The 10,676-nt window shown below is 47.8% G+C and carries 9 protein-coding genes; 6 read left to right on the top strand and 3 right to left on the bottom strand.

What is annotated here, in order from left to right:
• Positions 1-1,629: 1,629 nt before the first annotated feature.
• Together BN93_RS00450 and BN93_RS00445 are read right to left on the bottom strand one after the other, a co-directional pair.
• Positions 1,630-2,049 carry a lipocalin-like domain-containing protein gene (locus tag BN93_RS00450; RefSeq protein ID WP_019186387.1) on the bottom strand — a complete coding sequence of 140 codons (420 nt, stop codon included), beginning with the start codon at positions 2,047-2,049 and terminating at the stop codon, positions 1,630-1,632.
• 254 nt (positions 2,050-2,303) lie between these two features.
• Positions 2,304-3,008, bottom strand: a complete 705-nt coding sequence (locus BN93_RS00445) for an SIR2 family NAD-dependent protein deacylase (RefSeq protein ID WP_044259470.1) — start codon at positions 3,006-3,008, stop codon at positions 2,304-2,306.
• Between the two features lie 263 nt (positions 3,009-3,271).
• Between BN93_RS00445 and BN93_RS00440 the strand changes: the two genes are divergently transcribed.
• The 6 genes from BN93_RS00440 (at position 3,272) to BN93_RS00415 (ending at position 9,969) form a co-directional block, all read left to right on the top strand.
• Positions 3,272-3,877 (top strand): FKBP-type peptidyl-prolyl cis-trans isomerase, encoded by a 606-nt coding sequence (locus BN93_RS00440; RefSeq protein WP_019186385.1) that lies wholly within the window; start codon positions 3,272-3,274, stop codon positions 3,875-3,877.
• A gap of 225 nt (positions 3,878-4,102) precedes the next feature.
• A complete protein-coding gene (locus tag BN93_RS00435; RefSeq protein ID WP_019186384.1) occupies positions 4,103-4,978 on the top strand; it encodes an FKBP-type peptidyl-prolyl cis-trans isomerase in 876 nt (291 codons plus the stop codon).
• The gene (locus BN93_RS00430) at positions 4,978-5,955 is read left to right on the top strand and encodes an FKBP-type peptidyl-prolyl cis-trans isomerase (protein ID WP_019186383.1); all 978 of its coding nucleotides are present in this window, start codon (positions 4,978-4,980) and stop codon (positions 5,953-5,955) included. Before BN93_RS00435 ends, BN93_RS00430 begins: the two co-directional genes overlap by 1 nt.
• Before the next feature lie 217 nt (positions 5,956-6,172).
• Positions 6,173-6,640: an Lrp/AsnC family transcriptional regulator gene (locus tag BN93_RS00425; RefSeq protein WP_009230649.1), complete on the top strand. Its 468-nt coding sequence runs from the start codon at positions 6,173-6,175 to the stop codon at positions 6,638-6,640.
• A gap of 160 nt (positions 6,641-6,800) precedes the next feature.
• Positions 6,801-8,621: a membrane dipeptidase gene (locus tag BN93_RS00420; protein WP_019186381.1), complete on the top strand. Its 1,821-nt coding sequence runs from the start codon at positions 6,801-6,803 to the stop codon at positions 8,619-8,621.
• A gap of 319 nt (positions 8,622-8,940) precedes the next feature.
• Positions 8,941-9,969 (top strand): M28 family peptidase, encoded by a 1,029-nt coding sequence (locus tag BN93_RS00415; protein ID WP_019186380.1) that lies wholly within the window; start codon positions 8,941-8,943, stop codon positions 9,967-9,969.
• Positions 9,970-10,127: 158 nt separating this feature from the next.
• On the opposite strand, the gene BN93_RS00410 is transcribed toward BN93_RS00415, so the two are convergent.
• On the bottom strand, positions 10,128-10,676 hold a 549-nt coding region (locus BN93_RS00410; RefSeq protein ID WP_019186379.1), incomplete at its 5' end, for a tyrosine-type recombinase/integrase.

Genomic DNA, 10,676 nt, shown 5'->3' with positions numbered 1-10,676 from the left:
TGTCTTGACTTTTAATGGTTCTATAACTTGGGTGGAGTTTACTTTCTTTGTGTGGTAAAACCAAGATAAACATTCTGCTCATGCACAAAGTACTAGCCGAGGATACGATAAAAACCTGAGATATTGCTCCAAGTTGTCTGTGGCAAAACGTGTTTGTGTTTCAGAAGGCGACTTGGCGGAAGTTGTTTCATGCGTTCTCTACAAGTTGAAAGCCCGGCTGTCAATGGCAGATTACTTCTGCTTTTCCATGATGTCGTCTTGGTTGGTCGTGAGCAACATGCACTGCAACCGCTCGCGCCGGCCGTTGCAAACCTACATGTTTTCTGTGTCGTTGCCCACTCGCGCGTGTTTACGGCATAATTATTTTTGTGTAGTTTTTAGTAATAAATTTAACATTATGGGTGCCTTTTTATCCACCAATCGCTCACTTGGCTGCCAAAAATCGATTCTCGCGAAGGTTTGTTTTGATGCAAAAAGAGGTTAGCATGTGAATGCAGCGAAATGAATATTTATTTAAAGAAGTCGCTATTTGCACTAACTTTTGGGCTATTTATAGCAAAATATAGTGCAATATGCCGCTAAACGCAGTGCATTTTGGTGCTAAACGCAGTGCGTTTTGGTGCTAAATGCAGTGCGTTTTGGTGCAAAACGCAAGGTGAAATGGTGCAAAACGCAGTGCAAAATGGTGCAAAACGCAAGGCAAAAAGCATAAACATCCATTGCAAATGTATAAACAAAACCTTTAAGAACCATGAAATACATGGCAAAAAAGGGTAAAATGGTGGTTAAAAAGTGGTTTTTTGGGGTCTAAAAGTGGGTTTTTGGGCTGCAAAAACAATGAGCTGGCAAGCAAAATAGAAAGGCAAAATGGTGCTAAATGCAGGTGGTTTTCTTAAAATTGAACATATTGTAAGGCGTTAAAGGCTAGAAATAGGGGCGATTTACCTACATTATGGTCTATATTTTCGCTAGAACGGAGCGAAAATTAGAGTGGTATTGTAAAATAAAAAGATAATGATTTAAGATTTGAGTGGAAGTGTTTGTGAGTTTTCCAGTTTGTAAGTTGATGTGTTCGGGAATTGTTAGTTTTTCGTGAGTTTATAAGCCGGTGGTTTGATTTGTCCTGCATTTCGTGTATGAGAAGGGTGCTTATCTTGTGTTGGCATCACAGAGAGAACAAACGCCTCTTAATGGATAGAAACATTAAAAGTCAAGACGACTTCAGTTTTTGAGTTTTTAAGTTGATGAGTTTTTGAGTTTCTAAGTTTTTGAGTTGGTGAGTTTTTGAGTTGGTGCGTTTTTTAGTTTTGAGTTTTTGAGTTGGTGAGTTTTTGAGTTTTTGAGTTGATGAGATTTTAAGTGGACAAGTGGGCAAGTGGACAAGTTCGTCAGTTGATGGGCTCACAAGTTAACGAGCTGAGCGATCGGTCGCCAGCGGGCGTTAAATTCGCAAGGCATATCACTCCCCTCTCCCCTTGGAGAGGGGTTGGGGGTGAGGCCGGTAGGGGTTGGGGGTAAGTCTGGCTGTTTTGCGGCACTGGCGGGTGCTTAGAAAACAAAACAAACCGCCGCACTACGTACTTGATGTGAGTACGCAGTGCGGCGGCTGTATGTTGTGCAAGAGTGGTGTTAGCGTTTAACGCGCTTAACGCTCTTGGTAGGTGTGTAGCGTATGAATTGCAATTCGCCTCCTTTGCCAGAAGCGAGGGTAAGGAAAAGGCGATCTCCCTTAAATGTGCAATTGTACGTCCTCGGTGCTTTACCCTTTGGGTTGAGTGTCAGTGTATTGTTGGAGAATGTGTAACCTCCCTCCTCTGTGGTGCTGCCTTTGTTGATGTCGTTGGTAAAGTAGTATTGCTTATACTCGGTACATACCATGTAGTAGGTGCCTTTGCTGCTAGCTTGCGACTGCCATGTGCCGACAATTGGGCTTGCTTCTTCGTCTTCGCCGCTGTCGCTAGCGCAAGACATAAACGATAAGCCTGCAATCAATACCATGAACATAGCGGCAAGTTGCAAGGCGCGATTTTTTAAACTGGTACTTTTCATGAACTTATTTCCTTTCTTTATAGATGAATTAATTTGTCGCAAAGTTACAACAATTGACCTTAACGCGAAAAGTAAAAAAGCTTTTTTTGTTTTTTTAGGCAGATTGTGGAACTTGCGTTTAGTGTAAACGCCCTTATCCTCAACTCCTTTCCTAGGGTAATGGGCTGTGGTGTGCTGTGTTGTTAAGGCATGTTCTAGAAATTCTCCGCAAAGGTAATTTCTAAAAACCTGCTTTAATCTGTTTGGATGGTGCCTTATATTTTCGCAATCAGCTCTTGCATTCCTTGCGATGCACCCGTGCGCAGTTGCTTAACCTGTGGGTTGTAGGTGGTTTCTACGGGTTCGGGGTCGATAAGATAGATGGGTGTTGCGGGCGGAGCGTAGGCCAGTAGGCCGGCTGCGGGGTAGACATTGAGCGATGTTCCGATGATAATCAGCACGTCGGCTTGCCTTACGGTGCGTGCCGCCAAGTCGATAAGTGGCACCGACTCGCCAAAGAAAACGATGAAAGGGCGGAGCCGAGAACCATCGGCCGCCTTCTCATCGGGCATTACGATGGCGTTGTCGGGCGTTAGCGTGCGGATGTAGCGCGGATTGTTTGGGTCGGCCGAGGAGCAGACTTTGAGCAGTTCGCCATGTAAGTGGATAACGTGCGATGAGCCTGCGCGTTCGTGCAAGTCGTCTACGTTTTGCGTGATAACGGTTACTTGGCATCGTTTTTCAAGTTCGGCAATTAGCTGATGCCCCTTGTTGGGCTGCGCGGCGAACAGCTGTTGTCGCCTTTCGTTGTAGAATTGGTTCACCAAGTTGGGGTCGGCGAGCCATCCTTCGTGCGATGCCACCTGCATAACGGGATAGTTCTCCCACAGTCCGTCGTTGCCTCTGAACGTCTTTATGCCGCTTTCGGCAGACATGCCTGCGCCTGTAAGAAATACTACGTGTTTGTTTTTTGTGCTCATGACGTTTCGTTTTAAATTGTTAAACATCCCTGTACTTTGCATCGGGGCGATGGTTTGCTGCTGGTGCGGTGCGGCTTTGCGCGCGGTTAAGCCATCGGCTTGTGGGCGATGTTCTATCCAGACATAATCTGAAAACAAGCAGGCAGGTGGGCTTGTCAACTCCAAATTTAGTGTTTTTTTTGCAAATATGCGTATCGAATAGGATAAATAATCGTAACTTTGTGCCATTGTACTAAAAATAAAGAGATAAAAGACAATATTTTATGGATAAACTTAGTTATGCTTTGGGCCTAGGTATTGGCCGCCAATTGTCGCAAATGGGTGCGAACGACTTGAATGCTGCCGACTTCGCACAAGCAGTAAAGGACATGATTGACGGCAAGGAACCCCAAGTTCCTGCGGCAGAAGCACAGCAGATTGTGGAAGATTTCTTCCAAAAACAAGAGGAAAAACAGCGCGCAGAGGCTGCTGAGAAGTACAAGGGAGCTAAGAGCGAGGGCGAAAAATACCTCAGCGAGAACGCTAAAAAGGAAGGTGTTACCACGCTGCCCAGCGGCTTACAATATCAAGTGCTTAAAGAAGGAAACGGTAAAAGCCCCAAGGCTACCGACAAGGTGGTGTGCCATTACGAGGGTATGCTGATTGATGGAACGATGTTCGATAGCTCTATTCAGCGTGGCGAACCTGCCACTTTCCCCCTAAATGGTGTTATTGCTGGTTGGACCGAGGGTTTGCAGCTGATGAAAGAGGGTGCAAAATATCGTTTCTTCATCCCTTATCAATTGGGTTATGGCGAACGCGGAGCAGGTGCATCCATCCCTCCTTTCGCCACACTGGTGTTTGATGTGGAACTGATTGAGGTGAAGTAAAAGACGTGTAAAGGTGAAAGGGTGAAAAGGTGAAAAGGTGAAAAGATGGCTACGCCATTTTAACAACTTGCCTAGTAAACCTAGAATAACTAGAAAACCTAGTGAACCTAGATAGCCTAGTGAACCTAGATAGCCTAGTGAACCTAGATAACCAGATATACCCCACCAACTAGCTTACTACCCCCCCCCTCATAAACTTATAAACTCAAAACAACTTATATATCAATGAAGAAATTAACAATCTTAGCAGCAACGGCCATTGCAGCCGTTACATTCTCGGCTTGTGGCAACTCAACGCCTAAGGCCGACTTAAAGAACGACATCGACACCCTAAGCTATGCTTTGGGTTACAGTCAAACGCAAGGCCTGCGCGACTATCTTAGCAAGGGCTTGAATGTAGACACTGCCTACATCGACGAATTTGTTAAGGGCTTGAACGATGGGGCCAATGCTGGCGACGACAAGAAGAAAGCCGCCTACTATGCAGGTGTGCAGATTGGCCAACAAATCTCTAACCAAATGGTGAAGGGCATCAACCACGAACTGTTTGGGGAGGATTCTACCAAGACTATTTCTATGAAGAATTTCCTCGCAGGCTTCATCACTGGTGCAAAGAACAAGAAGGGCATCATGACCCAAGAGGAGGCTATGAAGTATGTGCAGACACAAGCCGAGAAAATTAAAGAGAAATCGGCCGAAAGCACTTATGGCGCAAACAAAGAGGCTGGTAAGAAGTTCTTGGCCGAAAACGCTAAGAAACCTGGCGTAAAGACACTGCCCAATGGCGTGCAATATCGCGTTATTAAAGAAGGAAACGGCCCAATACCAAAGGACACTTCGGCCGTTAAGGTGCACTACGAGGGTAAAACCATCGACGGAAAGGTGTTCGACAGCAGCTATCAGCGCGGCGAACCCGTTACGATGCGTGCCAACCAAGTGATTAAGGGCTGGACAGAGGTGCTTACACGCATGCCTGCCGGTAGCGTTTGGGAAGTGTATATCCCCGAAGACCAAGCTTATGGCTCGCGCGAACAACCAAACATTAAGCCTTACTCGGCTCTTATCTTCAAGATTGAACTGATTTCGGTAGGAGAAAAATAATGAAGAAATTAACCTTTATGGCACTCGCTCTCTTGGCGAGTGCCGCTTTTAATACCGCCTTCGCAGGTAAAAAGAAAGACGTAGTGCAGGTGACCACCGCTGCCCCCGTAGTGTTAAACACATCGTCAGACTCGGTTAGCTATGCCGCTGGTATGGCTGCCACAAGAGGGCTGGCTGCTTTCATTCAACAGCAATATAAGGTGGATACCACTTATATGGCCGACTTTGTGCGTGGTTTCCGTAAGGCTTTGGAAAGCAATGGCGACGGCGCTTTCACGGCTTATGCTGCCGGTATGCAGATTGCACAGATGGCCCAACAGCGCATTTTGCCCTCGGTACAGCAAGAGCTAATCGGAACGAAAGACTCTGTTGCCGCTAAAAACTTCTACAACGGATTTATTGCTGCCTTGGAAAAAGACTTCACCAAATATACAGAAGAAGAGGCGCAACAACTCTTTGAAAAACGTGTTGAGGCCGCCAAAAAAGCCAAAGTAGAGGCTGCTATCAGCGTGGGTAAGCAATGGTTGGCCGACAATGCCAAGAAACCAGGCGTGGTTACGCTGCCTAGCGGACTGCAATATAAGGTGATTACTAACGGAACAGGCGACAAACCCTCTGCTACCGACGAGGTTGTTGTGAAGTACGAAGGTAAGCTTATCGACGGAACGGTGTTCGACAGCAGCTACAAACGCACGCCCGACACCTCTTCTTTCCGTGCCGACCAAGTGATTGCCGGCTGGACCGAGGCACTTCAACTGATGTCCCCTGGCAGCAAATGGGAACTGTATATCCCCCAAGACTTGGCCTATGGGGCAAGAGAAATGGGGTCGATCCCTGCTTATTCTACGCTTATATTCACCGTAGAATTGCTGAAAGTGAACAAACCTAAGCCCGAAGTGAGCAATGCTAAGGCCGAAACGCCTGCCGCAAAGCCCGCAAAGAAGGCTGGAAGACCTGCCGCAAAAAAGAGAAAATAAACACAAATGAAGGCGTGGAAACCAGGTTAAAGAACATCTTTGACCTGGTTTCTAACTTCTTAATTTATCTTTAAAGGCGTTAACCAATTGCCAAAATACGCAATATGCGCCTTTTTATCTAACTTTTTGTTGCTTATTTCATTTAATTTGTTTACATTTGCTCGTGCTTTATAAGCACATTAAAACAACTTAAATACATAAAACACGTTAGCAACACATGGAGAAAATAGACAGCCTAGACAAGAAAATCCTAAACATCTTGTCGCAAAATGCACGTATTCCATTTAAGGACGTGGCAGCAGAGTGCGGCGTATCGCGCGCAGCCATACACCAACGCGTACAGCATCTGATAGAAAACGGTGTGATTACTGGCAGCGGATTCGACGTCAACCCCAAGAGCCTGGGCTACTCTACATGCACCTACATCGGGCTTAATCTCGAACGCGGAAGTATGTATAAGAACGTTGTGGCACGTCTTAACAGCATTAACGAAATTGTGGAGTGCCACTTCACAACGGGTTCGTACACGATGCTCATTAAGTTGTACGCCAAAGACAACGAACAGCTGATGGACTTGCTTAACAATAAACTGCAAACTATCCCCGGTGTGGTTTCTACTGAGACGCTCATTTCGCTCGAACAAAGCATCAAACGAGAGATATTGGTAGACCCTGATGAGAAATAAAGAGGTTGAGGGAAAGGGCGTATGCCCAGGATGTTAAGGGTAGAACCTACCAGACTGCCCTATCCGACTTTTCAGACTTTTCAGACTTGCCCGACCAGTCCGACCAGTCTGACTTGTCCGACAATTCCAACCACCCCCTCATCAATCTAACCCAAAAGCTATGCAAAACTTCGACTTGCAAGCCAGCTTGCAAAACATATACGCCTCGTTTCCGCAGGCCAAACGCCAGCCCGTCATCGGGTTGACTGCCAACTTTCGCGACGGTAGTGTCATGCTGATGGACCGTTATTATCGCCAAGTGGTTGATGCAGGCGGTACTCCCGTGCTCATTCCACCCGTCGATAGCGTAGACGTTATCGTTAACACGCTCGACAATATAGACGGGCTGATACTCACGGGTGGTGCCGATCTCAATCCCCTGTGGGCAGGCGAAGAGCCTTCACCGCGCCTACATTCGGTGAATGCCGAACGCGATTTGCCCGAACTTCTCATCACCCGATTGGCCTACAACCGCCAGATACCCATCCTGGGCATTTGTCGCGGCATGCAAACTATGGCTATGGCACTAGGCGGAAAGGTGGCGCAAGACATCGAAGAACATTTTACTAGCGATGTTCGCCGCAGCTTGGCCGAGGGCGAGTTCAAGCATTTCTTACCGCGATTTTCTGATAAGCTGATACAGCATTCGCAAGACGCACAACGCAATTTGGCCACACAAACGGTGTATTTCGAACCCAATTCGTTGCCTGCGCAAATCTTCGGTGCCACCAGTCTGCACGTCAACTCGTTCCATCACCAAGCCGTTAGCCACGCAGGTAGCAAGTTCCGTTTCGTTGCAGCCACGGTCGACGGCATCCCAGAGGCGATGGAAAGCACCGAGCATAAACCCTTGCTTGGCGTGCAATGGCATCCCGAATGGATGGAAGAACAGGGTTTGCCGCTCTTTCAGTGGCTCGTTAGGCAGGCCCAAACCTTTGCCGATGCCAAGCGTTTGCATGCCAAGGTGCTTACGCTCGACACGCATTGCGACACGCCGATGTTCTTTCCGCTTAACGTTCGGTTCGACCAACGCGACCCACGCATACTCGTAGACTTGCATAAGATGAGCGAAGGACGGCAGGATGCTACCACGATGGTTGCCTATTTGCCGCAGCCTAAGTCTGGCGAAACGTTCCGCGAGAAGGTTGCTTTCGATGTAACGGGTCCGAGAAACTACGCCGATCTCATCTTCGATAAGATTGAAAGCATCGTTGCCGAGAACAGTCAATACGTGGCTTTGGCCAGAAATCCACAGCAACTTTACGCCAACAAGGCGGCAGGAAAGAAGAGTATTGTGTTGGGAATAGAGAACGGGTTGGCCATTGAGAACGACCTTGCGAACGTTTCGCACTTTGCCCAACGTGGCGTAACGTACATTACGCTATGTCACAACGGCGACAACGACATCTGCGACAGCGCACGCGGAACGGCTACTCATGGCGGCGTTAGCGACTTTGGCCGACGTGTTATCGAAGAAATGAACCGCACGGGCATCATGGTTGACCTCAGTCACGGTGCCGAATCGAGCTTTTACGATGCCTTAGAGATTAGTAGCGTGCCTATTGTTTGCAGCCATAGCAACTGCAAAGCACTTTGCGATGTGCCGCGAAACCTCACCGATAACCAGATGCGCGCGCTCGCCCAGAAGGGTGGAGTGGCGCATATTACGCTTTACCACGGGTTTCTTCTCGCCCAAGGCGAGGCTAGTATCCTCGATGCGATGGTGCATTTGGAGCATGCCATCAAGGTAATGGGCGTAGACCACGTGGGACTTGGAACTGATTTCGACGGCGATGGCGGCGTGTGTGGCATAGCCAACTCGTCTGAAATTATCAACTTCACCATCCAACTGTTGCGCCGACGTTTCTCCGAGCAAGATATTGAGAAGATATGGGGAGGCAATTGGTTGAGAGTGATGAAGGAAGTACAATTGAAAAAGTGAAAAATTGAAAAGGCATTTAAAGGTGAAAGGGTGAAAAGGTGAAAGGGTGAAAGAATGGCTAGCGCCCCTTTAAAGGTGAAAGGGTGAAAAAGTGAAAAGACATTTAAAGGTGAAAGGGTGAAAAAGTGAAAGAATGGCTAGCGCCTACTGAATTGTCAACTCGTCAACTCGCGAACTGGTGAGCTGGTCAACTCGTCAACTGGTAAGCTTGTCAACAGGTCAACTATCTTTACTCTTTAAACTCTTTAAAATCTCAGCATTTGGCTTAACTCCTTAACTCCTTAACTTCATAACTCCCATTTACAATATTTACCATCCAATGAAAAAAATCATCATAGCAGTTATCATGATTGCCGTTATAGCCCTCATAGCCTATTCTATGGGCTTGTTCTCGCCGTCGCATAGTGCGACCGAAGAAGCAGAAGCAGCCGAGATGGCCGCCGCAGAAAAGCTTAACCCTATGGGGCCGGCCTTTAATGCCGACTCTGCTTATGCCTTTGTTGCCGCTCAATGCGCCTTCGGACCGCGCGCAATGAACACCAAAAGCCACGACGATTGTGGCGAATGGATTGCCAAGAAGTTTGAAAGCTTTGGCTGTAAGGTGAAGAGCCAACGTGCCGAACTGCGCGGATACGACGGAACGATGTTGCGTTGTCGTAACATTATGGCCAGTTATAACCCCGAATCTACTACGCGTATCTTGCTCTGCGCGCATTGGGACACGCGCCCTTGGGCCGATAACGACCCCGATAGTGCCAACTGGCGTAAGCCCATTGATGGCGCAAACGATGGCGCGAGTGGCGTGGCGGTGATGTTAGAGATTGCCCGACTGCTGCAGCAGAACAAGAATTTAAACATTGGTGTAGACTTTGTGTGCTTTGATGCCGAAGATTGGGGCACGCCAAAATGGAGTGGACAGGAAGACAGCGAAGACACTTGGGCACTTGGCGCGCAACATTTCGCCACCAACTTGCCTGCTGGTTATGAGGCGCGTTACGGTATTCTGCTCGACTTGGTTGGCGGTATTGGGGCTAAGTTCTATCGCGAAGGCATGTCGAAAGCTTTTGCTCCCGACATTGTTAAGAGGGTATGGCGTGCTGCACGTGCCGCAGGTTATGGTAGTTTCTTTCCTAAAAGCGACGGCGGAATGATTACCGACGACCATGTGCCGCTTAACGAGAAAGCCAAGATTCCTACGATAGACATTATCGCCTTTTATCCCGATTGTGTTCAAAGTTCGTTTGGTCCTACATGGCACACCTTAAACGATAACTTGCAAAACATCGACCGCAATACGCTGAAAGCCGTGGGACAAACGGTTATACAAACGCTGTATAGCGAGAAGTAGTGGATGAGGATTGGGGGGTTCTAGGTTTCACTAGCCCTTCTAGTTGTTCTAGGTTTTCCAGTTGTTCTAGATATCCTAGGTTTACTAGGTAGGCTGTTAAAAGTGCGCAGCCATCTTTTCACCCTTTCACCCTTTCACCTTTTCACCTTTTCACCCTTTCACCTTTTCTTATTTCTTGGGTGGTGTTTCGTTATTTCTTCCCTTAGCGACGACGTATCTATGTGCGTATAAATCTCGGTGGTGGCAATGTCCTCGTGTCCCATCATCGCCTGAATGGCGATAAGGTCGGCACCACCTTCCAGCAAAGCCGTGGCGAACGAGTGGCGCAATGTGTGCGGACTAATGGTCTTAGTGATGCCAGCTGCCACCGCTTGGCGCTTTATCATGATAAGAATCATGGTGCGAGTAAGGTGCGCGCCGCGCCGATTAAGGAACACATAATCCTCCTCGCCCGACTTAATGCGCATTGCATTACGGTCGGTAAACCATGCGTTTAGTTCGTCAAGCGCACGGCTAGATATGGGTACTAGCCGCTCTTTGTCGCCCTTTCCCGTTACGCGCACAAACTTCTCTTCCACATAGAGGTTAGAAAGTTTCAGGTTAACAAGTTCCGACACCCGCAATCCGCAGCTGAACAGCACCTCAATAATGGCCCTGTTGCGTTGTCCTTCCCATTTGGAAAGGTCGATGGATGCCTCCAAGCGGTC

Source organism: Prevotella conceptionensis 9403948, from assembly GCF_000312305.1.
Taxonomy (GTDB): domain Bacteria; phylum Bacteroidota; class Bacteroidia; order Bacteroidales; family Bacteroidaceae; genus Prevotella; species Prevotella conceptionensis.
This window is presented reverse-complemented; position numbering and strand designations above follow the sequence as displayed.

What these genes read in the sequence shown, in the direction of transcription:
- BN93_RS00430 (WP_019186383.1), top strand. Translation starts at nt 4,978, where the DNA reads ATGAAGAAATTAACCTTTATGGCACTCGCTCTCTTGGCGAGTGCCGCT.
- BN93_RS00445 (WP_044259470.1), bottom strand. Translation starts at nt 3,008, where the DNA reads ATGAGCACAAAAAACAAACACGTAGTATTTCTTACAGGCGCAGGCATG.
- BN93_RS00435 (WP_019186384.1), top strand. Translation starts at nt 4,103, where the DNA reads ATGAAGAAATTAACAATCTTAGCAGCAACGGCCATTGCAGCCGTTACA.
- BN93_RS00415 (WP_019186380.1), top strand. Translation starts at nt 8,941, where the DNA reads ATGAAAAAAATCATCATAGCAGTTATCATGATTGCCGTTATAGCCCTC.
- BN93_RS00420 (WP_019186381.1), top strand. Translation starts at nt 6,801, where the DNA reads ATGCAAAACTTCGACTTGCAAGCCAGCTTGCAAAACATATACGCCTCG.
- BN93_RS00440 (WP_019186385.1), top strand. Translation starts at nt 3,272, where the DNA reads ATGGATAAACTTAGTTATGCTTTGGGCCTAGGTATTGGCCGCCAATTG.
- BN93_RS00425 (WP_009230649.1), top strand. Translation starts at nt 6,173, where the DNA reads ATGGAGAAAATAGACAGCCTAGACAAGAAAATCCTAAACATCTTGTCG.
- BN93_RS00450 (WP_019186387.1), bottom strand. Translation starts at nt 2,049, where the DNA reads ATGAAAAGTACCAGTTTAAAAAATCGCGCCTTGCAACTTGCCGCTATG.